This is a genomic window from Pseudomonadota bacterium (assembly GCA_027620075.1).
In the GTDB taxonomy this organism is placed as follows: Bacteria; Pseudomonadota; Alphaproteobacteria; order Rickettsiales; family UBA6187; genus 1-14-0-20-39-49.
On the sequence record JAQCEY010000001.1, the window covers coordinates 50,598 to 73,805 of the forward strand.

General features: G+C 35.0%; 22 protein-coding genes and 1 tRNA gene. 14 read left to right on the forward strand and 9 right to left on the reverse strand.

Annotated features, from left to right (window positions below):
- Positions 1–650 precede the first annotated feature (650 nt).
- The 8 genes from O2942_00345 (at position 651) to O2942_00380 (ending at position 6,856) form a co-directional block, all read left to right on the forward strand.
- Complete coding sequence (locus O2942_00345) at positions 651–1,838, forward strand: site-specific integrase (GenBank protein MDA0780696.1); 1,188 nt, start codon at positions 651–653, stop codon at positions 1,836–1,838.
- Complete coding sequence (locus O2942_00350; protein ID MDA0780697.1) at positions 1,831–2,670, forward strand: hypothetical protein; 840 nt, start codon at positions 1,831–1,833, stop codon at positions 2,668–2,670. The genes O2942_00345 and O2942_00350 overlap by 8 nt, the downstream gene beginning before the upstream one ends.
- A 133-nt stretch (positions 2,671–2,803) precedes the next feature.
- Positions 2,804–3,010: a helix-turn-helix domain-containing protein gene (locus O2942_00355; GenBank protein ID MDA0780698.1), complete on the forward strand. Its 207-nt coding sequence runs from the start codon at positions 2,804–2,806 to the stop codon at positions 3,008–3,010.
- Positions 2,994–3,260: a hypothetical protein gene (locus O2942_00360; protein ID MDA0780699.1), complete on the forward strand. Its 267-nt coding sequence runs from the start codon at positions 2,994–2,996 to the stop codon at positions 3,258–3,260. The genes O2942_00355 and O2942_00360 overlap by 17 nt, the downstream gene beginning before the upstream one ends.
- Positions 3,257–4,207 carry a toprim domain-containing protein gene (locus O2942_00365; GenBank protein MDA0780700.1) on the forward strand — a complete coding sequence of 317 codons (951 nt, stop codon included), beginning with the start codon at positions 3,257–3,259 and terminating at the stop codon, positions 4,205–4,207. The genes O2942_00360 and O2942_00365 overlap by 4 nt, the downstream gene beginning before the upstream one ends.
- Positions 4,186–5,754: a YfjI family protein gene (locus O2942_00370; protein MDA0780701.1), complete on the forward strand. Its 1,569-nt coding sequence runs from the start codon at positions 4,186–4,188 to the stop codon at positions 5,752–5,754. Before O2942_00365 ends, O2942_00370 begins: the two co-directional genes overlap by 22 nt.
- Before the next feature lie 92 nt (positions 5,755–5,846).
- Positions 5,847–6,395, forward strand: coding sequence for a hypothetical protein (locus O2942_00375; protein MDA0780702.1), 549 nt, complete (start codon positions 5,847–5,849; stop codon positions 6,393–6,395).
- A 200-nt stretch (positions 6,396–6,595) separates the two neighbouring features.
- On the forward strand, positions 6,596–6,856 hold the full coding sequence (locus tag O2942_00380; GenBank protein ID MDA0780703.1) for a hypothetical protein: 261 nt from the start codon (positions 6,596–6,598) through the stop codon (positions 6,854–6,856).
- A 26-nt stretch (positions 6,857–6,882) separates the two neighbouring features.
- Here the strand turns inward: O2942_00380 and O2942_00385 are convergent, their stop codons facing one another.
- The 5 genes from O2942_00385 to phaZ all read right to left on the reverse strand — a co-directional run bounded on the left by O2942_00385 (position 6,883) and on the right by phaZ (position 11,696).
- Complete coding sequence (locus O2942_00385; GenBank protein ID MDA0780704.1) at positions 6,883–8,733, reverse strand: AIPR family protein; 1,851 nt, start codon at positions 8,731–8,733, stop codon at positions 6,883–6,885.
- A gap of 190 nt (positions 8,734–8,923) precedes the next feature.
- Positions 8,924–8,999, reverse strand: a tRNA-Lys gene (locus O2942_00390).
- Positions 9,000–9,087: 88 nt separating this feature from the next.
- On the reverse strand, positions 9,088–9,519 hold the full coding sequence (locus O2942_00395; GenBank protein ID MDA0780705.1) for an Rrf2 family transcriptional regulator: 432 nt from the start codon (positions 9,517–9,519) through the stop codon (positions 9,088–9,090).
- 3 nt (positions 9,520–9,522) lie between these two features.
- Positions 9,523–9,981 carry a dUTP diphosphatase gene (dut, locus tag O2942_00400; protein ID MDA0780706.1) on the reverse strand — a complete coding sequence of 153 codons (459 nt, stop codon included), beginning with the start codon at positions 9,979–9,981 and terminating at the stop codon, positions 9,523–9,525.
- An 11-nt stretch (positions 9,982–9,992) separates the two neighbouring features.
- Complete coding sequence (gene phaZ, locus O2942_00405) at positions 9,993–11,696, reverse strand: polyhydroxyalkanoate depolymerase (GenBank protein MDA0780707.1); 1,704 nt, start codon at positions 11,694–11,696, stop codon at positions 9,993–9,995.
- 159 nt (positions 11,697–11,855) lie between these two features.
- Between phaZ and O2942_00410 the strand changes: the two genes are divergently transcribed.
- Positions 11,856–12,623, forward strand: coding sequence for a serine protease (locus tag O2942_00410; protein MDA0780708.1), 768 nt, complete (start codon positions 11,856–11,858; stop codon positions 12,621–12,623).
- Here O2942_00410 and O2942_00415 read toward each other — a convergent pair.
- Complete coding sequence (locus tag O2942_00415) at positions 12,610–14,352, reverse strand: aminopeptidase family protein P (GenBank protein ID MDA0780709.1); 1,743 nt, start codon at positions 14,350–14,352, stop codon at positions 12,610–12,612. The two genes, O2942_00410 and O2942_00415, sit on opposite strands and share 14 nt — an antisense overlap.
- 145 nt (positions 14,353–14,497) lie before the next feature.
- On the opposite strand from O2942_00415, the gene O2942_00420 reads away from it, so the two are divergent.
- The 3 genes from O2942_00420 (at position 14,498) to O2942_00430 (ending at position 18,365) form a co-directional block, all read left to right on the forward strand.
- Positions 14,498–15,256, forward strand: a complete 759-nt coding sequence (locus O2942_00420; GenBank protein ID MDA0780710.1) for a prepilin-type N-terminal cleavage/methylation domain-containing protein — start codon at positions 14,498–14,500, stop codon at positions 15,254–15,256.
- A gap of 233 nt (positions 15,257–15,489) precedes the next feature.
- A complete protein-coding gene (gene htpG, locus O2942_00425) occupies positions 15,490–17,367 on the forward strand; it encodes a molecular chaperone HtpG (protein MDA0780711.1) in 1,878 nt (625 codons plus the stop codon).
- A gap of 104 nt (positions 17,368–17,471) precedes the next feature.
- Positions 17,472–18,365, forward strand: coding sequence for a J domain-containing protein (locus O2942_00430; GenBank protein ID MDA0780712.1), 894 nt, complete (start codon positions 17,472–17,474; stop codon positions 18,363–18,365).
- A gap of 41 nt (positions 18,366–18,406) precedes the next feature.
- Here O2942_00430 and pilM read toward each other — a convergent pair whose 3' ends face one another.
- The gene (pilM, locus tag O2942_00435) at positions 18,407–20,518 is read right to left on the reverse strand and encodes a pilus assembly protein PilM (protein ID MDA0780713.1); all 2,112 of its coding nucleotides are present in this window, start codon (positions 20,516–20,518) and stop codon (positions 18,407–18,409) included.
- 129 nt (positions 20,519–20,647) lie between these two features.
- Here pilM and O2942_00440 point away from each other — a divergent pair, with 129 nt between their 5' ends.
- Positions 20,648–21,484 (forward strand): MBL fold metallo-hydrolase, encoded by an 837-nt coding sequence (locus tag O2942_00440; GenBank protein MDA0780714.1) that lies wholly within the window; start codon positions 20,648–20,650, stop codon positions 21,482–21,484.
- Positions 21,485–21,500: 16 nt separating this feature from the next.
- Here the strand turns inward: O2942_00440 and O2942_00445 are convergent, their stop codons facing one another.
- Both O2942_00445 and O2942_00450 read right to left on the reverse strand, forming a co-directional pair.
- Complete coding sequence (locus O2942_00445; GenBank protein ID MDA0780715.1) at positions 21,501–22,064, reverse strand: cyclic nucleotide-binding domain-containing protein; 564 nt, start codon at positions 22,062–22,064, stop codon at positions 21,501–21,503.
- 24 nt (positions 22,065–22,088) lie between these two features.
- Positions 22,089–22,610: a cyclic nucleotide-binding domain-containing protein gene (locus O2942_00450; protein MDA0780716.1), complete on the reverse strand. Its 522-nt coding sequence runs from the start codon at positions 22,608–22,610 to the stop codon at positions 22,089–22,091.
- Positions 22,611–22,781: 171 nt separating this feature from the next.
- On the opposite strand from O2942_00450, the gene O2942_00455 reads away from it, so the two are divergent.
- The gene (locus O2942_00455) at positions 22,782–23,204 is read left to right on the forward strand and encodes a tetratricopeptide repeat protein (protein MDA0780717.1); all 423 of its coding nucleotides are present in this window, start codon (positions 22,782–22,784) and stop codon (positions 23,202–23,204) included.
- The last annotated feature ends 4 nt before the right edge of the window (positions 23,205–23,208 follow it).

The following is a 23,208-nucleotide window of genomic DNA, read 5'->3' on the forward strand; positions in this document are numbered from 1 at the left end:
AAAAATTATGATAATGCACTAATGTATTTTAAGAATAAAGGTTTATACAAAACATGTGCAAAAAACATTAATACAGACTATTGCACTATTATAGAAAATCTTTTATCAAGTCAAAATAAAGAGTTTATTGATGTACTGAAGGGGATAATTCCAAACCTCTAAGTATTAAATTTTTCTTCGCTTTATAGCACTTCTTTTGCCCATTTCAGACATAACCTTGCGAATGCTTTCTTGGTCAACTGATGAAGTATGGTTATTATTATAGCAGATTCATTTTCAGCATCTAAAACCAACGAGGTCAATAATCAGGCAGTAGTAACTTCGATTATGAAGCAAGCCGGTCAGGAAATGACATAGCTTATCGAGAACTTATCTTTTTCAGAGTAGTTGAATCAAATAGCGATTCTGTTTTATTGGGTACAAACTTCCGAGCTAGGATATTATAGATGGTGATCCCGGCGCGATTCGAACGTGCGACCCACTGATTAAAAGTGAATTTTAATATCAATTTATATTTATTTATTACCATTAATATTTATATATAACACAACAAGTTAATTCACTTTATTGAAATTATTTATTTACATTTATTACTTAATATTTATATCATCAAGGGCACATTTTGGGCACTTTAGATATTTGGTATATAAATGCAAGCTAACAATAAATTTAACTTTACTGTAAATAAAATTAAAAATATACCCATACCACTAGATGGAAAAAGAGGAGTATATTTTGATGAAAGAGTACAGGGACTAAACATTATAATCACAGACAAAGGCAGAAAATCTTATTATGTACGTAGGGTTATAAAAGGACGCTCAAAAAGAATAAGGCTTGGCTTGGTTGAAAACCTTTCTATTGAAAATGCACGTGAAATGGCTAGAAAAATCAATCATAGAATTGATAGAGGAGAAGATCCATTTCAAGAAAAGGTAGATGAAAGAAATGAGCTTACATTAAGGAAATTCTTTCATAACAAATATATTCCGAATCATGCCAAAATTCATAAGAAAACATATCAATATGATGAAAGACAATTCAGTTTATATATTGATAAACAATTAGCACATAAGAAATTATCAGAATTATCTAGCGAAGGTGTGAGAGCATTACATTCAAATCTTGGGGTAAAACGTCCTTACGCCGCCAACAGAGCATTAGCACTTATAAGGTGCTTATATAACAAGGCTTCAGAATGGAAGCTATATAACGGTGTAAACCCTGCTGTTAATATTAAAAAATTTAAAGAAAAGTCCAGAGCTCGCTTTTTGCAGCGTGACGAACTACCTAAATTCTTTGAGTCTTTAGAATTTGAAGAAAACCAAGATATAAAAGATTATATCTGGCTAAGCTTACTTACAGGTGCAAGACGAACAAACATTCTTTCTATGGAATGGAAAGATATAAATTTTGAACGTCAAGAGTGGTTAATACCAGAAACAAAAAATGGTGATTCTCAAATCATATCTTTAGTTGATCGTGCTATAATTATTCTTAAACAGCGTAATAATATCAATCAACAAATTGGAAGTAAGTTTGTATTTTTTGGATGTGGTAAAACCGGACATATGGTTGAACCCAAAAAGGGATGGAAACGGATTCTTGATAGAGCTGAAATAGAAAATTTACGATTACATGACTTAAGGCGTACAGTAGCAAGTTATCAGGCTATATCAGGAGTTGATATAAGCACAATAGGTCAATGCTTAGGGCATAAGAGCTTAGCAGCAACACAAGTATATGCTAGAAGTGATAGAAAGGCTCAAACAGAGGCTATGAACATATCATCTAATGTTATTATTAATTTAGGTAAAGCAGGGGGAATTAATGCCTAGAAAAATTGAAGTTAAATGGAATAAAAAATTACCTGACCTAGTTTATCAGCCTACAATTTTAGGTGATAAACAAAAATTCTATAGTGAGGAGTTTTATGTAGAATTATCAAAAAAGTATGGTTTTGAACTACCCAAAAATAAAAAGGATTTAAAATACTTTAAAAGTAAATTCGAATATGCTGCTAAAGAGTATTTTTCAATGAAACGGCTTATTGATGCCCCTGTAAAAGCAAGGCATGTTGTGGCTGCATTAAATGAGTTATGCAAAGAAAACGATAGTTACATTGACCTTTATAATAGCTTAGATTATCGAACTAAATCATTGTTTGATAAGAAAGTAAATGAAATTGAAAATCTAGCATTATTTAATTTATCAGATAGCAAACGTCTAAAAAACTTTAAGCCTAAGAACGATAATGAAAGGTTATTAAAACAAGCTATAGATGTAGGTATATATACCTCTGCACCAGATAATAAATATATTGTATTTAATTACAACATAGATAATTTATTAGCCATGTTTGAAATGGCTAAGATTGTTTCTAATAATATAATTAAAAACTTACCTCAAGATGTGGGTGGAGCTCCCAGAATTGCAGATGCTATAAGGCGATGGCGAAGGTTAGTAGGCAAAATTTGGGAACAAGATTTGAAAAAAGGTAAAGTAACTTTTGATTATGAGCATATAGTATCAACTGATAATAAAACTTCACAAATAATATTTTTGACCAAATCAGCAGAATTTCTATCCGATGTTCTCATTTCAATAGATAAAGATTCTACAAAGCATTTACCTAGTAGCTTTATGAAGAAAAAAATATCAATTAACTGATAAATACAGTCACTTTTAACAACCCTAACCAAAATGGGGAGAGGTTATTAAAAGCGAGTTAGTTTGAAAAATTAATATTAATTCATCAATAATAATTCCTGTTTTTAATTATTAATTTAACAGGATCATTATTATGACTGAATTACTAACACCCAAAGAAGTTTCTAAGATGTTAGGGGTAACTGAAAGCACCCTTAATGTATGGCGTTGTACTAAACGCTATCCCCTAAATTACGTTAAGATCGGCTTTCATGTTCGTTACAGAAAAGACGATGTAATGAACTTTATTGAATCGCTGCAAAGAAAAGAGGGGAGGAGTGCCGATGCCGATAACTTCTAATAAAGAGGGCACTGTTGAAGCGGATAACAAAAACAGTGCCTTTAAAAACGATTGCGAAATTCAAATTAATGATTCTCACACATTTAATCAAGCATTCAATGAAGTAAGACCACTTAGTGAATTTGTTGATAAGCACTTTCAGAAGGTTGTTAGTAAGATGTCCGAGGGATGTATTGCGTGCAGTGTTATTGATGAATGTTTTTTTTCTATACCTGATTCCAGAATTGAAAAAAAGTGGTGGTTAAAATGAAAAAAACTAAAAATGACTTGCAGCAATTATCATTATTACTAATTAACCGTCTTGATTCTGTACTCGCTAATCTATTTCCGAATAAGCCGATTGTTACCAATGGAGGTCAAATAAGAATAGGCTCAAAGGGAAGTATATCCATCCAGAGAAATTCTAATCACCTTGTATGGCATTGTTTTGAAACAGGAGAAGGAGGAGATATTTTTAAGCTGATACAGCACTCTTTAAGTTGCGACTTCAAATCTGCTGTTGCATGGGCGAAAAGTATTGTAGGCGGTTTAAAACCAGTTTTAGAGCCAGTTAATAAGAAGGAAGTGAGAGATAAATATAAGAATAACAAGTTATACAAAGTTAGTATGGCTCGTTCATTATGGAAATCATCTAATGCACCTAAAAATACTATTGCTGAAAGTTACCTTAAAAACAGAGGGATAAATATTACTCTACCTGAAACTATAAGATTTCATGATAATATTATCAATCCAACAACCGGCATGTATCATCCTTCACTTGTTGCAGCTATTCAAGATATTGCAGGAAAAATAACAGCAATTCAGACTATTTCTTTAAATCCTCATAATGGAGAAAAAATAACAGGAAAAGGAATTAGATCAAAGAGCTTTAAGGGAGCGATAAAAGGAGCTGCTATAAGGCTATCACCTTTATCGGATAAACTTGTTATCACAGAAGGACTAGAGGACGCTCTATCGATATTACAATGCTGTCCTGATCTAACAGTATGGTCTGGATTAGGTGGTAATATTCGAACTGTGCAAATACCTATCAAAATTAGAAATGTTGTTATTGCAGCAGATAATGACGAGGCAGGTGGAAAGCTAGCGGAGAAATTGAAAGAACGGCTTTTAAATGAAGGTAGGTTTGTTTCAATAATTAAACCTCCGTTTGGTTGTAAGGACTTTAACGAATGTTTGAAAAAGGTGTATTAAAAATGACAAGCAATTTACATGTAGTAGACGAAAAAAAGGAAATGGAAAATGCAATTGCGGATTCTGTTAATACAGCAGGTTGGGAACAGCCGATTTTTCCATTTGAGAATCTTAACGCACCTGAAATATCAACCGTATTTTTACCTGATAATTTAAGACAATATGGTAAAGCTTTATCTGATGATCTGGAAGTTCCTGAAAGCATGGTAGTTATGAGCATCTTTGGAGTTCTAAGCTCTATATTTTCAGGAAATTTTGTAGTTTCGCCAAAATCTGGATATAACGAATCAATAAATATTTATGCTATTATAGCACTTCCCCCAGGTAATACAAAAAGTGCAGTTTTTAAAAATGTTACTGCACCATTAAAACGATGGGAAGAGGATATTAAAATTGAAAAAGTCCCTGAAATAAGGAAGCAACATTCAAAGAGAAAGTCAGAAGAAAAAATTATTGAAGGCTTAAGAGGTAAATTAAATAAATCCAACATTAAAGAAGATGAACAATATCGTTTAATTGAGGAAATCGCAGAAAAAGAAGCAAACTTAACCAAACCTGAATATTTACCAGAATTATGGGCAAATAATGCAACACCAGAAGCTATAGCAGATAGGCTATATGAACAGAAAGGGCGTTATGCTGTATTATCTGATGAAGGTGGAATAATTGAGGTAATGTCTGGTCTTTATTCCGGCGGAAAAGCAAATATTGATGTTTTTCTACAAGGTATTGATGGAGGAGATGTAAAAATCCTTCGTAAAAATATGGGGCTTGTAAGTTTTAAAGCTTACCTAACCTTTCTTTTGATTATACAGCCTAAAATAATTAAGAACATGGCAGGCAAGCACGCTTTTCATGGCAAAGGCTTATATGAACGTTTCTTTTATGTAATACCATCAAGTAAGGTTGGTTATAGAAGCTTTAAGAATCAAACAATATCCGACTCATGCAAAAAGACTTATGATTTTATAATAAGAGGTCTACTTGATAAAAGTTACTCTATATCGGATTCAGAGAAACCAGTTACCCTAAAGCTTTCTAAAGACGCTTTAAACGAATGGGAAAAGTTCAGAAATGAAATTGAAATAGAACTCCGTCCAAACGGTAAGTTTGATTCTTGTACTGGTTGGGGTGCAAAAATATGTGGTTACACTCTACGTTTAGCAGGTTTAATTCATTTATGTGAAAATATGGCAGATGATTATGAGATCAGCCTTATATCTATGCAAAAGGCAATTGAACTTGCAAAACTTCTTATTGTGCACGCTTTATACGCTTTTGATGAAATGAAAGAAAATGAAAATGTTGCTAACTCAAAAAGGTTACTCAAATGGATTGTTAACCAAGATTCTGATGAGTTTACAAGAACAGAATTATTGAAGGGAAATAGGAGCGGACCATTTAAAGAAGCAAAAGACCTTGATAAACCTATTCAAACATTAATTGACTGGCATTGTATAAGTTCTCATGAACGAGAAAGTTGTAACACTAACAAGCCGACAACTTACTTTAAAAGAAGTCCTTATATAAAAGATATGAATTTTTAGAACATGTGTTTTTTATGGAATTTATGCAATTTACGAAGTCGAAAAAGCAATAAATTCCTTAAAATACATAAATTACACAGGTGTAAGTTAAAATGAAAAAGAACGAAGTTTCAACGCTACTATATTTAAATAAATTGCCGTTTGTTAGTCTTGATTCTGTACCAGATGAAAAGGGTGAGAACTGTACAATTTCAATTAATATCAGTTGGGAAATGGCTGAAAAAATAGCCATTATGGCAGCTCCATTTTTATCTGCTATTTCTGAATCAGTTGATTGCCGAAGCGATAAGCAAAGAAAACGAGATAACTACATTGCCGAATTAAAAGAAAGGCATAGGCAAAATAATATAATAATTAAAAGATGTTATTATAACTGTTTAAAGTGGATTCACTATAATAATCTTAATTATCATCAATTCTGCGATACGCTTGATACTGAAATTAAGAAACATCCTCTTTATCACTCTGTAAATGGTAAGCAAAGACAATTAATGTATAGGCGTATCAAGATATGGAGTATTCAAAGGTTGCGTAATGAGGGTTTAACCAACGCTCAAATAGCAAAGATTTATAATACATCAAAAACTAATATTTCTGGTTATTATAATAAAAACCGTAGAGCGATAAAGTTATCAGTTTGAACGGTTTTATATATACATTATAGAAATTTTGAACTGTTGGATGTGTAACACTTTTACTGTTAAATGCCTGCCTATACATATAAGGAGAGTTTGTCCGTTAAAGTGTTACACATTGCTTCAACATTTAATATACATATATTTACTGTATAATATTCCCTATATGTATATATAAGGAGCATTATATATAGGGGGGACGTAAGATGCTTAATATAACGAAAGCTTTTATTGCAATTGGAACATTGGGAACACTTCTTTTTTTGACTAAGCACAAAGAAGAAAATAAAATCACAGATGAAACTGTTGATACTGTTATTGATGAACCAGATAGTCTTATTATTGAAAATGAGGCTCAAACAGATAACAAAGATAAATCTACTGTTGACCAAGAAAGCATACGCAAAGTTATGTCTGAAATGGGCAAAAGGAGTGCAGAGAAAAGAAGAACAAATAAAAGCAGCTGATATTTTTATAATAAATATTTCCTATATTATTTTTGTGATTTAACAAATTTTACAATTCTATTATCTAAGTCGGCTTTTCTAACAGAACTTGCTATTGTTTCTTTTTTATTTCCTCCGAAGGTTTTTATTATTTTTTCAAAGTTTTCTAAAGCCTCCATAAAATGACGCTCTAAGTTATTAGATAGCTCACTCTTAATCTTTTGTTCATTTTCAATTATCCCTTTTTTATTATAATCATTTTTTAAAATAGAGCTTAGCAAAAAACAGCCCATATGAAACTTTCCATATGCTAAAATCGTCTTTTTATATGGATCTATAGCATCTGTATTAAACTCTTTTATTGCTTTGTTTAGATGAATATCAACATAAATTGGTATGAAGTATAATATATAATTAATATTTATAACGTTTGGTTCAGGAAAAACTTCATCATAAGTGGAAATAAATAATGTCTTTGGAGATGTTCTTGCTTGAGAGGGTTTAAATAAAATATGCGAGGTAAATAACTGAAATAACTTTTGTATACTATATATGTTCTTTTTTCCTTTATTTCTTAACTCATTTACTCTTCTTTCGTAAGATATATCGTAATCAGAAAGGAATGTTTCAATTAATTTTTGAATGTTATCGTTTGCCCTTAATGAAAAAGCTTTAATTGGAGTTTGGGAATTTGTTGTTTCAGTGATTCTATATATTAAATCATCATCTTTAGTTTCAATTATTTTAACTAATAGAGTAGTATCATCATTAAATTGTTGTTTATCCTTTTTTTTAAGCTCCTCTTGTTCTTTAACTGTTAGTATGACTCCAGAACTCTCTTTTAATTTCAATTCTTGTACTTTTTCTTTATTCTTTACTGCGTTATAAATAGAGTTTGAAGTTTGACATCCATTAACTATTTGAAGATTATGTAACTTATATTTATTGCTTGGCAATTCTTCTACCTTACTACAAGTCATTGTTAAGCCATTATTAAAACTCCAGAAATATTTAGCTTCACTATCATTTGAACTTGTTTCAATTATTTTTGAATTTAAATCACTTCTTTTAAAATAGTCACGAATATTAGCTTCAAATATAGAAGATTGATGTTTTCTAACCAATTCCGCAATTTCCGAACCCTTTATAATACTGATATAACCGTTAAGCTTTTTTGACTGCTCCGTATCAGTAATATACTTAAATGTTTTTTCGTATTCAATAGAATCAACAATGTTTTGATTTTTAGATGGATCTCTTATTAAAAATTGGCAATCCATAACTTTTATTTGTGATTGAACATATCCACCACTTTCTAATTCATTTTTAATGTTATCTAGTTCACCAGAAACGATTGTATCGTTTAGTAAAGTATTTTCCATTCCACCAAAAACTATGTTACAGACTACAGATATATTATCTGTTGGAAAATTTGAAAAAATTTGTTCCTTTATCTCATTTAGAACCCCTATTCGATTATAAAAATAAAGATTATCACGGTCTGACATTTCGCAATCAATTAAAACTTTCTTAATTCCAGCTTTTAATTTTAGTATATCCCCATGAGAAATACCAGTACCACGTTTAAATTGAAAAATCTGTATTTCAAACTTTGTATCATCGTTACATTCCTCCAGATCTTCTGGATTCTCTACAAAACTCTTTGATGCTGTAATGTATATTGCGTCAATACCATGGTCATAAGTTGCCTCTCTATAAGAAGAGTCAACTATACCTGCTTCTATATCTGCAATATCTTTGTCATAAAATATTTTTGACAATGCAAATAACATAAACTTAGAGCCTCTTAATATATCGCCATTAAATTTTGAAAGAAGTTCAGAAACAGAATCAGCATTCTTTTCAATACTCTTATCTAATATCTTATATATACTCATATTACACCCACTCGTTATTTAAAAATGTGATAGAACCTTGCTTTATAGCTCATTTTATCAATAAGTTTACCTTTATCTAAACAATAGTAAAGAGAGATAGAAAAGACAATATTTAGATAAAACAAAAGGCACAAAAAGGGCACTGACTAAATAAAAGTTTTTGATGATTTTTGTAAGAGATTGTATAAGATGGTGATCCCGGCGCGATTCGAACGCGCGACCCACTGATTAAAAGTCAGTTGCTCTACCGGCTGAGCTACGGGATCATATTAAAAATAAACGAGCGGGAAATATAGTGTTTCAATCGTTATAGGTCAAGGCAAAAGTTTCATATATTAACAATAAAATCCCAAATTAGATGTTAAACTCTCCCGAACTATCACTAACAAAGCCTGACTCGGTTATGTTACCGCATAACTGGTCAATCGTTACTGCATTTAATTTTTTATTCAAGCAGTCGTTAATATTATTTGAAAAAGGCACAATTATTTTGTTTTTAAGCATTTTTCCTGAGCCGCACTGAATGCCGTTATCACAAATAGCGGCTTTATAAACGTCCAAACAGGTAAGCTTCCTCTTCTCTTTCGCCAGAGTATAACCGCCCTTTGGCCCTTTTGTGCCTTTCAATATGCCGTGTTTTACTAATTGCTGCATCAAAGGCTCAAGGTGTCTGGGTTTAACCCCCATATAATCACATATATCTTTACTTATAACGGGATTCGCACCGGATTTAACGGCTATGTATAAGACCACCTCAAGACATTCGTAAAACTTAGCAAAAGCCACAGGCTAACTCGCTTCTTTTAGACCTGTCGAGCCAAAACCACCCGCACCACGAACAGTTTCAGAAAGTTCGGTTACCACTTGCAAATCCGCTTTTATATATGGGGCGATAATCATTTGTGCAATACGGTCACCACGACTTATAGTAAATGACTCCTCGCCAAGATTTACCAGTATAACACCGACTTCGCCTCTATAATCGGCATCAATAGTACCCGGAGCATTCAATACGGTAATGCCGTTTTTGTACGCAAGACCGGAACGAGGTCTTATTTGTGCCTCGTATCCGTCAGGTAGGGCTATACTGATGCCACACTTGATAATAGCCCTTTGATTGGGCTTTAACGTTATATCTTCGGCTATAGCCGCCTGTAAGTCCATTCCGGCACTATGCTCGGTTGCATAATAAGGTAGGTCAAGCCCTTGGGCATTTTCAAGCTGTTTTATCTCAACAATTATAGTCATTATTACTCCATTTATTTTTTTGTGCCACCGGTCTTGCCGTTAAAAGGTGTTGGCTTTGCCGTGCTATTCTCTTTACCGGAATTGTTGATAGGAACAACTTTCGGCGAAGAAGATTTAACCTGCACAACAGCTGACGAAACAGAACCCGAAGAAGTTTTTGCGGATTCCGTCCTTTTTCCATAAAGTTTCTTATCGGAGGTTTTTGCAGCAGATACTTTTTTTACCTCTTTTAGAACTTCTTTTTTTGGTGCAGCATCAGAAATTTTGTCAATTTTTGAAGAAGGCTTTGTTTTTCCGCTTTTATTCGCAGTTTTATCATTTTCATTTGCTTGCTTAGGTTTAAGCTTCGGAGCGGGAGCCTTTTTTTGTGAAATAGGCTTTATAGACTCCTCGCTTTTACTAGCGGGATTAACGGAAGGTGAGGCAGTTATAGCCTTTTTTATCTCAACTTTCGCAGAAACGGTTTTAGGCTCAGACTTGTTCAGTGCGTTTTTTTCGACAAAATCAACTATTATAGGAACTATATACTCTCTATATCTTCTGCCGTTAAATATACCGTAATGCCCTACATTTTTTTGCAAGTGATACTTCTTACGAGCGTTAGGGATAGAGGTGCATAAATCAATAGCGGCTTTTGTCTGACCACGCCCGGATATATCGTCTTTTTCACCCTCAATACATAAAAGTGCGGTTTTGTCTATATCGGAAAGCTGAACTTTTTCACCATCTATAACTAACTTACCTCTAGGCAGTAAGTGTTTTTTAAACACCAGATTGACGGTTTCTAAGTAAAATTCGGCATGAAGATCCATAACCGACATATATTCATTATAGAAGTTTGTGTGAGATTCGGCACTGTCACCGTCACCTTCAACCAGATGATTAAAGAAATCCCAATGAGCTTCTACATGCGTTTGAAGGTTCATTGCCAAAAATCCATAAAGCTGCATAAAGCCCGGATATACGGAACGCCCCGCTCCCGCATAGTTAACAGGGACTTTAGTGATAACATTGCTTTCAAACCAGCGTATAGTCCTGTCGGCGGCATAGTCATTTACCTCCGTAGGGTTTTTTCTGGTGTCTATAGGTCCTCCCATCAGTATCATGCTATCGGGAACACACTTATCCTTAGCCTTTGACATCATAGAAACAGCTACCGAAACAGGTACGGAAGGCTGGCAAACAGCCATAATATTAGTATGAGGTCCCAGCTTCCTTAAATAGTTGATTACATAGCTTACAAAATCATCGAAAGTGAAAAAACCTTCTTCAACGGAAATGTCTCTGGCATTAACCCAATCCGTTATATAAACATCAAAATGCGGCAGAAGACCTTTAACCGTTCCCCTTAGCAAGGTGGCATAATGACCGGACATGGGAGCAACCACCAACATTTTAGGCAAATCGAAGTTACCTTCTTTTTCAAAATGCAGTAAATTACAAAATGTATTTGTTGAAACGGTTTTCTGTTTTATTTTTACTTTTTTACCGCCTACCGATGTTTCTTCGATACCGAATTCAGGCTTCGGATAGTTTCTGGTAGCTCTTTCAAATAACTCAAATGAAGCGGATAATGTACGCCCATATTTGTTACCTGAACAATATTTATTTAAAAGTTCTTTGTTTTTTAGAGCGATTTGCCTGTAAGGTTCAAGAGCAAAACGCTGCATTTCTACAATAGAATATAGGTAGTTGTTATGAAAATATGTGTACATTTTTTGACTTCCATTTGTTTAAATATAGAATATAAACGCAGTTCTATTTTATAAACTACAATAAAACTTATTGCAATTAATGGTTTATTTTTTTTGCCTTGCAAATAACTAATTAACCTGTTTAATAAAAAATTAACTAAGTTATATTAAAATCGTTTTATGCAAATAAACAACGATAACAAGAATTTGAAAGTATTAACTTCATGTGTCGCTTTAGCTTTATCAATCGGGCTAGGCTCATATACATTTGCACAAGATAATGAAGACAAAAAACGTTTCACACACTTTACAAGCGGTACGGGGTTTTTTGTCAATCAACATAACATTATTACAAACGATCACGTAGTACAAAACTGCAAATATATTAAAGTGCGAGGTGCTATAGAACCTGATTACGCAACTATTGTTTTAAGGGATAAGGCAAACGATCTTGCACTTTTGCAAACTTCATCGTCTTCAAAGCGTGTCGCTATGCTAAGAGGGGAAGGGCTGCCTGTAAAAGTTGGGGAAAGCGTAACTGTTATGGGATATCCTTTAGAACACGGTATCAAGGGTGATTATATCATTAAAAAGGGGAAAATAACCGACACCGAAGATATCTATCAGGGAATAAAAAGGCTGCAATTTACCGATTCTGTAGAAAAAGGAAATAGTGGAGGTCCTCTGCTAGATGAAAACGGTAGCGTTATCGGGGTGGTGGTCGGAAAAATGAGTTTTTACCTTGCCGATTCGGATATGACGGGTGAGAATTCAAAGCCTGTAAAAACCTCCAGCATGGCAATCAGTCTCGACAGTTTACGGGAGTTTCTAGATAGCAACAGAATAGTACACCGCAGTAGCGGAATTAGAAATACTATGGCAGATAAGTGGATGGAACGCAAAGCTAAAGAATATATAGTTAACGTTCACTGCATTAAAGATGAGTAGTATCTTTTAACCATCTTTTTACATCATCATCTAAACTCTTAGATAAATCATTAATAACCATCTTATGGTAATTATTTAGCCAGCTTATCTCTTCGTCACTTAGCATTTTTTTATCTACGAGTTTCAGGTCAATAGGGGCTTTTGTTAGTGTTTTGAATCCTAAAAATTTCTGCTTTCCTTTACTTAATTCCTCTTTTTTCTCAACAATCACGAGGTTTTCGATGCGGATACCGTATTCCCCTTCTTTATAGAAACCCGGTTCGTTAGAAAGTATCATTCCTTCTTGCAGCGGAACGTTGTTAATTGCTTTACTTATTCTTTGCGGCCCTTCATGAACACTCAAATAACTTCCAACACCATGACCCGTACCATGCTCATAATCAAGACCGTTTTGCCATAAATACTGACGAGCCAGAACGTCAAGCTGAGTTCCCGTAGTACCTTCGGGGAAAACAATGCGTGAAAGTGCAATATGCCCTTTTAACACGAGTGTAAAATGAGTTATCTGCTCTTTTGTAGGCTTTCCTATGGCAATTGTTCTTGTTACATCGGTAGTGCCGCCCAAATACTGCCCGCCCGAATCAAGAAGCAACAGTCCGTTTCCTTTTATCTCTTTGTCGGTATCGTCCGTCGGTCTGTAATGAATAATTGCACCGTTGGAGCCAAAGCCTGCTATCGTATCGAAACTTACCCCTCGAAAATCCTGATGTTCTCTGCGGTAATTCAATAAACGCCTTGATACGGATACCTCCGTAACCCTATTCTTACCTACTTCACATTCCAGCCAGTGTATAAATCTGGTAAGTGCCAGACCGTCTATATTATGTACTTCCTCAGCACATTTTATTTCAACTTTATTCTTAATAGCCTTCGGTAGTTCACAAGGATCTTTGTATCGGACTATTTTTTTCTTACTAAGCAACTCAAAGAAAGCATAAGGCACTGTTTCAGGGTCAAGCATAATGCTGCCCTTATCAAGGGATTTTACTTCTTTTACTAATGCATCTCGCTGGTATATCTGCACTTTTGTATCAAAATGAGACAAAACCTGCTGCCTGACTCGCTCTTTATCAATAAATAGCTTAACCGTCCCGTTTTGAAACACTATTGCAAAGGTAAGAACCGAAGGAGTGGTAGGTATATCCGTACCACGTATGTTTAAAAGCCAGCAAATTGATTCGGGAACTGCTAAAATACACGCACCTGCATCATGTTTTTTCAATATAGCGGTAAAGTCATTTATCTTATCTTCAAACTTTTGCCCCGCATATTTTTGCGGGTAAAGCTTTACAGTTCCGTCAGGCAGGGCAGGGGCATCTTTCCATATAAGATTAATATAATTTTCTTTAGCCAAATGCACCTCGACAGAGGCGGTATATTTTTTTACATTTACCTCAGTATGTAACCAAGGGTCAATAGCAAGCTTGCCCTTCTTTATATTCTCGCTCGCCCATTCCCAAGGTTTTTTATCAGCTATATTATATACCTCAAAGCCTTTGATAAGCTCGTTCCTAGCTTGTATCATATATCTACCGTCCGTGAAAAAGGCGGCTTTTTTTTCAGCTATAACGGCAACACCGGCAGAACCTGAAAAACCGCTTATCCACTCCAGCCTTCCGGCGTGAGCAGGGCAAAATTCGCTCTGGAACTCATCTGACGACGGAACAACGAAACCACACACCTTCTTCTTTTTGAAGATACTTCTTAACTCAACTAACCTGCTTTGCATAAATGTACTTTTAAGTTTTAATTTGTTCAGTGATATAATACCCTAAATATAAGCAATTTCATTAAAAATAAAGTTTTTGTTCCTAAAAATTTATTATTCCTGTATAATAAGATAATTAACTAATTGTTAAACCTATATTTTATAGATGAAAAAAACACAGCATGGCTTCAGTTTAATCGAATTATCAATAGTGATTTTAATAACGGCACTCATTACTGCCGGAGTTATTTCAGGTAGGACTATTCTGTTTCATTCTAAGGTTGTTGCACAGGTTTCGGATCTTACAAGGTATAAGCTGGCTTACAAGACTTTCAAAGAACAGTTTAATGCGGTTTCCGGTGATATGAGAAATGCCTCCGCTTACTGGAACGGCGTGCCGGACGGAAACGGCGACGGATATATTTCGCATGCTGTTGATAATGCTTATATTGTCAGTAACGAAAATATAAAATTCTTTCAACATCTTTCGGCGGCAAAATTAATACCTGAACGCTTTGAAAATGTCTGGGCAATTAATATAGGATATCCCTCACTAAAGATAAACCCTGAATTCGGCATGGTTGCAGGTGGGTTTATCGCTACTAATGCAGTACCTACACAATATCAACTTAGTGTCGAAAATATTTTAAAGCGTTATAATGCCTTGCTGGTAATGGAGGTAACTCGTCCCGACCTACATAGTGTGCTTCATAATGATTACCAAGGAACCGGAAGTGCTAAAACTTATTATGCGGTTGATATGAAAATTGATGACGGTCTGGCAGTAAGGGGGCTTTTTAAAGCTTATAGGGCATGGGATTTGCAAAGAGGCAATATCAACGGAAACTGTCTTGACGGCATAGACGGGCAATATGATTTGACAAACCATAATCCGGCATGTCATGCAATTTATGTAATGGAATAATTAATACCAATATAAGACCTCTGCATAATACGTCATCGCCTGAATTTGTGAAACAAATTATAGGGCGATCTCATGAGATTACCCTATAATTGCCTTTGGCAATTCGGGTAATGACGAGTTTTATTTGCATTATGCAGAGGTCTTAATATTTTTTTCCTCTTATCTCTTGAAAAATTCAATTTAAGTCATATCTAATTAGTTAACATGAAAAACTAATTAATGAGGAAATAATAATGGCAAAAGAGAAAATGGTTGAAACTCATGAATTCGGTGCTGAAACAGGCAAAATACTACAATTAATGATTCACTCTCTTTATGCTCATAAAGATATCTTCCTGAGGGAGTTAATATCAAATGCTTCCGATGCGTGCGACAAGCTGCGTTATGATTCGCTTACAAACAAAGACCTGAAAGTAAGCGGTGAGTTTAAAATAAGCATAACCGCTAATGAAAAAGACAAAACCCTTATAATTGCCGATAACGGTATCGGTATGAATAAAGAGGATATGATACGGAATTTAGGTACTATAGCTAGTTCGGGTACTCAAAGATTCCTTGAAAATGCAACGGGTGATGCAAAAAAAGATATCAAATTAATAGGTCAGTTCGGGGTTGGCTTCTATTCATCATTTATGGTTGCCGATGAAGTATCGGTAATAAGTAAAAAAGCCGGTGAAAAAGAAGCGTATAAATGGACATCAAAAGCCGATGGGAAATATTCTATAGAAGAAGTTAGTGAAGATAGTTCTTCAGGAACGGTAATCACCCTGTTTTTAAAAGAAGATTCCGAGGAATTTTTAGATAAACACAGAATAAAACACATTATACGCACATATTCCGACCATATATCGTTCCCTGTTGAATTTACCGATTCGGAAGGGGAAATATCCGTTATAAACACAGGCTCGGCACTTTGGGCGAAAAACAAGTCCGATATTACTAAAGAACAATATAACGAATTTTATAAACACGTAGCACATGCAGGCGATGAGCCTTGGTTGGTGCTTCACAATAAAGCCGAAGGTGCTTTGGAATATACGAACTTGTTATTCATTCCGTCGGCAAAACCTTTTGACCTTTTCCACCCCGACAGGCAAACAAGGGTAAAATTATATGTAAAAAGGGTATTCATTTCGGAAGAAAATAACAAGTTAGTTCCCGAATACCTTAGATTCCTGCGTGGTGTGGTAGATTCGGAGGATTTGCCGCTTAATATTAGCCGTGAGACATTACAGCATAATAATGTAATACATAAAATCCGTAACGCTATAACAAAAAAAGTCCTGAACGAGTTGAAGAAAAAGGCTGAAAAAGAGCCGGAAGAATATACTAAATTCTGGGATTTGTTCGGTTCTACCGTAAAAGAGGGATTGTGCGAGGGTATAGACGCTAACCGTGAATTGTTGCTGGAAGTATGTCAGTTTAAAACGACAAAGTCGGGTGATAAATATGTAAGCCTTGATAAATATATAGAAAATATGAAGGAAGGGCAGGATAAGATATATTATCTGGCGGCAGATAGCATTGAGGCGGCAAAAAACAGCCCGCAGCTTGAAGGCTTCTTAAAAAGAGATATTGAAGTTATCCTGTTGACCGATTCGGTTGATGATTTTTGGGTAAATGTTAACGGTGAGTATAAAGGAACTGAAATAGTACCTATAACCCGTGCAGGTCTGGACTTGGACAAAAAAGAGGAATCCGCCGATTCGGACGAAAACAAAAAAGATAAAAAACCGTCTGCGGAGCTTGAAAAAACCATCAATTACTTCAAGGAAATACTCGGCAGTAAAGTATTTGACGTTGTCGAGTCCAAAAAACTAGCCGATAGCCCTGTTTGCCTTACTACGCAAGAAGGCGGTATGGATATGCGTATGGAACGCTTTTTGGTTGCACAAAAACAACTTGTGTGCGCCTCTCCTAAAGTTCTTGAGATTAACCCGTCACATTCAATCATACAATATATCGGAGATAATATAGGCTCGGATAAGTCGAAGGATTTAGTCGAACTGCTGTTAGATCAGGCATTTATAGTCGAAGGTGAGGCTATTACGGACACAAGTGCATTTTCAAAAAGATTCAGCAGCTTTATAGAAAAGGCTCTTGCGGCTTAGTTTAGAAGCTGTTTTCCTAACAGCTTCTAATAAATGTAACCGTTATAAAAATTCTTACGAATAAACCTCCGTGCAATTAATTTATTAACCATTCGGAGGACTAGATGGAAAAGAATCAAGAACAAAACAACTACGAAATTTTAGGTGTCGAAAGAAATGCCGATGACCAAACAATTAGGCGTGCATATAGGGAGTCAGCTAGAAATAACCATCCGGACAGAGGTGGAGATGCAGAACAATTCAAGAAAATCAGTAATGCATACCAAACACTTGGCGACCCGGAAAGAAAAGCTGTATATGATACAAATTTAAGACAGCAAGACTTGAAAATCCAAAAAGAGCAGGAGGAGTACCGGCAATTTAAAGCTGAAAAAACCCTTAACAGCCTCCTTAACCAGCCGGATGAACGAAAAGTAGATAGTAAAATCACTACTCAATCAGACGAAGAATTGGAATATCTACAGAAAGCCGCAGCAAACAAAAAGAGCAACGAAGTTGAGCTAAGCAAACAAAATGCAAAAAATAATCCTGAGTACCAAAGGGAGCTAGCAAAATATAGTAACGAATATGATGAGTGGGAAGATCTGGCAACATTAATTGGAGGATATGGCGATCCGGGGCCGGAGCCAACTAAACCAAGTGAGCCTAACAGAAAAATTTCCGCTACTGAAAGAAAAGTAGACGGTATTAATGAAAAAATATCAAGAGAGCTGCAAGAACGTGAAAGCGGTAAAGAGCAAGATATTTCAAAAAGGATTGAAGGATTGTCTATTAAAGGAGTGCAACCTTCTCAGAGACAACTAGATCGGAACCTCGAACAGGAAGTGCCTCCACTCGGACAATGGAGCAGTGCAGTTCGTTCACAACAGCAATCAAATACTCGTCAAAATAACCGGCAAGATGAACGCAATGATGCCGGCGAAGAACAAGTAAGAGCTGAAAGACGTGTTAGATGGGCTGATGATGTTCAGCAAGGAAGAGGTCGTCAGTTGGGTTAGTAGTAATAAAAAAAAGACCGTACAGGTAGTACGGCTTTTTTTTATGAACCGGAATTTATTTCGCCTGCCACTTTGTTTACGTCATGGAAGTTATATACGGGAATGTTTGAAAGGGTACTTTCTAATTTAAATGTTTTTACATTTACAACATCAGCGTGATGAAGACTTACTTCTCTAATTTCTTTCATGCCTTTTAATGAAACTTTGCTGAATTGATTGCCTTCATTTAAAAGCTGCATGAACTCTAAAATACTTCTGTCATTGTCGGAACCGCCGGTTATTTCAATCTTATCCGGTGCAGAAAATTTAATTTCTCTTAGCCAGACATCATCAAGGATAACCAAATTCAAATATTTATATACGGATAAAATACGTTGTTGGCTTTCTCCGGCATCTCTCATCAATGCTATCATAGAATTAATTTTGCGGTTTTCTTTATGTATTTCATTGTAATCATTTAATATTGATGAGTATTTTTCCTGAACACCATCAAATTTTGCAAGTTCTTTTGATAGGTTAGTGCGTTGCGTATCTAGCTCTAAAGTCAGTGTGGTGGCGATAAACGTTATTGCTATAGTTGCAACCATTGCTATGGAATTAAGACCGTAATTAGCCCTCTTTACATAGGCATAGCGACCCGCATCGGGCAGCATATTGGGATATGTTTTATTTGCAGTGCTATTGCCGAAAACATCAATGTTCCTGAGTGCCGTACCTATCGCCGCAGCCCACGATGATAAATTCTGCTTTGCACTTACACCGCTTATTGTAAAATCGTCATTTATCTTCATGCAATCAAAGAAATTACACTCTACTATAGAGTACTCGGTCATAAAATCAGATAATTTATTGATTATATATGTAACCTGAGGAACTGCCGACAAAACAAATAAGGTGGAAATATGCCCTGCTTCATGTTTATTTCGGTATTTGTTAATTATTTTTCTGACCTGAGATGAATAATCCGAGGCAAACTCGCTTATCAGCTCATCGTCAAGATTATCTTCAATCAAAGCTATGCGGTGTATTTCCCTTACATTAATCTGCTTAATGCTCGCCATGCCTGAATTTATCAGCATAGCGTAATTTTCTTCAAGTCCGAATTCTAAAAATACACTTGTATCTGACGCGTCATTATTGCTTAACTTGTGATTAAAAGCATTAGAAATTGCAAAACTTCTAACATCGACAATAACAGGATTAAGTCCGCTTTTTCTAACCACATCGGTATAAATATCAACATCGGATAATCTGGTTGCAACAAACAGTACGTCCATTGATTTTGATGCTTTATTACGTCTGATTACCTGATAAAATATCGAATAATCCTCAGGTTTGCTATCACGGCTCATTATATTATTCCATAGAGAGCCGTATTTAAGTGCCTTTTCAATTTCTTTGTCTTTTAGAGCTGGTATTGTAACTGTTTTAACAATTGAATTTGAAACGGGTATGGATAAAGCTACATTTTTTGTCTTAACGTTACTTTCATTAGCCAGTTCTTTTAAGCTTTGTGCATATTGATCCGAATATTCGGCAATATCCTGAGTGAGGAACTTTCCCTCCATGCAAACAGATGTGAGGCTTGTTAATACACGCTTGCCGTTTAACGCATCTATTTGACATAAATATATACAATTCGGCGTAATATCTATACCTATTAAACTTTCGTACCTGAAGTCACATAAGCTAGCGTGATGCATGGTAAGGTCATAACATCTTTCAATTTTATCGGATATTTTTTTTGATGCACCAAGCACCGCATTTTTTATATCCTTGTTTATAATCTCAGGTTTCTTAATTGAAGGGGCTTTAATTTTATTCTTGAGCCTGTCTAACTTTATATCTATATCAGGTAGTTTTAATTTGTTTTTTCTTAATTTTAATATTCTTTCCTTTAAAGTTTCAGTGCCTGCTTCCTTGGCATTAGAAGGGGTGATATATTTATAATTATAACCTGATGTATTTCCTAAACTAACGTTTTTAACATTCTTAACCTTACTATTTTTCTTATGGGTAATTTTCTTGTTATAGCGCTCATTTAAACGGGATTTATTTATTTTTAAATCACAAGAATCGGAACGGTCAATATCTCTATCAATATTTGACTTAATAGAATTTAATTTATTTTTTACTTTTGTTAGTTTATTCATTGTTCCTCACTAAAAGTATTTATATTTAGTAACCTTTAGTTGTCACAATGATACGAAATATGTGTTAATATTCGGTTAATAATTCCATGATATATTAAATTATTGATTGAAACAAAAAGTGCGTAAATAATGACCGGTAATTTTACTGTTAAATTTTGGGGAGTTAGGGGAACAGTACCCGTTCCCGGCAAAAACACTATAAAATATGGTGGCAATACCTCCTGTGTGGAATTAATGTGTAATAAAAGGCAAATTATTTTTGATGCCGGAACAGGCATAGTGCCTTTAGGAAATCAGACCGACAATTATCACACAGATATCCTTATGAGCCATACGCATCTTGATCATATATCGGGCTTTCCTTTCTTTAAACCGCTCCATACGCCGGATTCTATGGTTTCCATATGGGCGGGTCATTTAAAACCGGAAAATACCGTAAAAAAGGCAATGGGACACCTGATGATGTCACCCGTATTTCCGCTTGCACTGCAAGATGTGCAATCACGTGTATTATTTAATGACTTTATGGCGGGTGAAATGCTTTTAAATAAGGGCTTCCAAAAAGACGGAATAACAATAGATACCCTGCCTCTTAACCACCCTGACAGGGCAACCGCATACAGGGTGGAATTTAATAATAAGTCGGTATGCTATGTAACTGATGTTGAGCATGAAATTGATAGTATTGACCATTCTTTGGTAAAATTCATAGAAGATGCCGATGTGTTTATTTATGATTCGACATATGATGATAATAACTTTGATAAGTATAAAGGCTGGGGGCATTCAACATGGCAGCAAGGGGCAAGGCTTGCAGATGCTGCACATGTTAAAAACTTTATAGCATTCCACCACGACCCGAACGCCACAGACGAAGACCTTGACAAAAGAGCTGAAGAATTAAAGGGTTACAGAAAGAACGGAAAATCCACTATGGCAGCCGAAGGCTTGACACTAGAGCTATAAAAATGCAAAAAAACGTTTATTTGCAGGCAATTTGAACCAAGCTTTTATATAACTTACGCATGAATATATCCATCTCGTCCACTTTCTTCAATACTTCAGGGTTCTTTGTAAGATAATCGTAAGGGTGGCTTGGTGCAATTATATCCAATGAGTTATTACTTCCAAATGCGTTTAATTCCATTTCGGTAAGTTCATCAAGGGGTTCTGTTATTATTTCCCCATGATCAACCACAAGTGCGGCTTCACTTTTCTTACGTATAGTTTCAACAAGATCATCAAAAATATTCTTGATTGTAGGATCCATACATTTAAGCCTGCTGTTAAAAGAGTCTTTATTGACAGAATAACACCACGTGTTCTGACTTGCCATAACGGTAGCAGAACGAGGTCTTTCGGAAATGAAAGCCATTTCTCCAAAAATAGAATCCTTCTCCAACTCTGCCAGATGTATTTGTTTATTATCACGTTTTTTAAACACCTGAACCGCTCCTTCACATATTAAATAAACGCAATCCGCAGGATAACCTTCCTCAAAAATCAATTGTGATTCATTAAAATGTATATTCGGCATTAATTCCATAATATTCCTTTAATTTTTTTATTGCTATTTAAAAGCTGTCGACATTAAAACTCTAAACAGACTACGTATAAAGGGATTTTTTAAATTTTCAACCTTAGACTGAACAAATGGATCCTTTATTTCATCTTCATTCATCATTAAATCACCTTTAGCATTCCTTGTTTCAACCAAAACACCGTCAGGCGGAGGGTTCTTATTAATTAATGCATGATTCTTTTCCCTTATAATTTCAGCCATGCTTTCTAATGCTATACGCAACTCATTATCCAGCTTATTAATCTCGGCAACAATTGCTACGCTATTGCACACGTAACAATATGTGTCTTCCAGTGCCGTAACGGTAGCAGAGCGCCTTTTACCGTCAACTAAAGCCATTTCTCCGAAAATTGAATTTTTCCCCTGTTTAGCCAAAACAACTTTATTTTCTCCATATCCCTTGGAAATTTCTACAAGACCGCTTATCACAAGATACACACTCTTTGAATTATCTCCCTCGGTTACAATCCGTTCACCGGCTTTAAAATGCTCTGTAGGTACTGTTTCCATTTTTTCACCTTTAATTAATACTAAATCATGGAGGCACTCAATAACTTGTCACAAAAAGTTAACCATTTGTTAACCATATTCATGTAACATTAGCAGTATAAATAGGTAAAATTACCTATCGATTTTTATGCGTAAAATTAGTTAAAACATAATTTAGAGTTAGATATAATCATGCTTTCATACATAAACTTCAACTATAAAATTAGTTTTTTCACATTATTTTTAATCAGTGCTATCATATTATGTACACCATCTTACGGTACGGCTACCGACGCAGGCAATGAAGCTCTTAAAAAACAGTTTGATATGACGTTCAATAAAATGTTGGACGATCCGTCCGATATAGATATCACAATGGAATATGCAAATATTGCTATACAGATGGAAGATTATGAATCGGCAATACCCGCCCTTGAAAGAATATTATTGTTCAATCCTGAACTACCAAGAATAAAACAGGAGTTGGGTGTATTATATTACAAACTAAAATCATACGAAATGGCAAAATCATATTTTAACGATGCCTTGTCAAGCAAGAACGCTCCGCAGGAAGTAATTGATAATGCTAATAAATATCTAGCAAAGATACAATAATAAA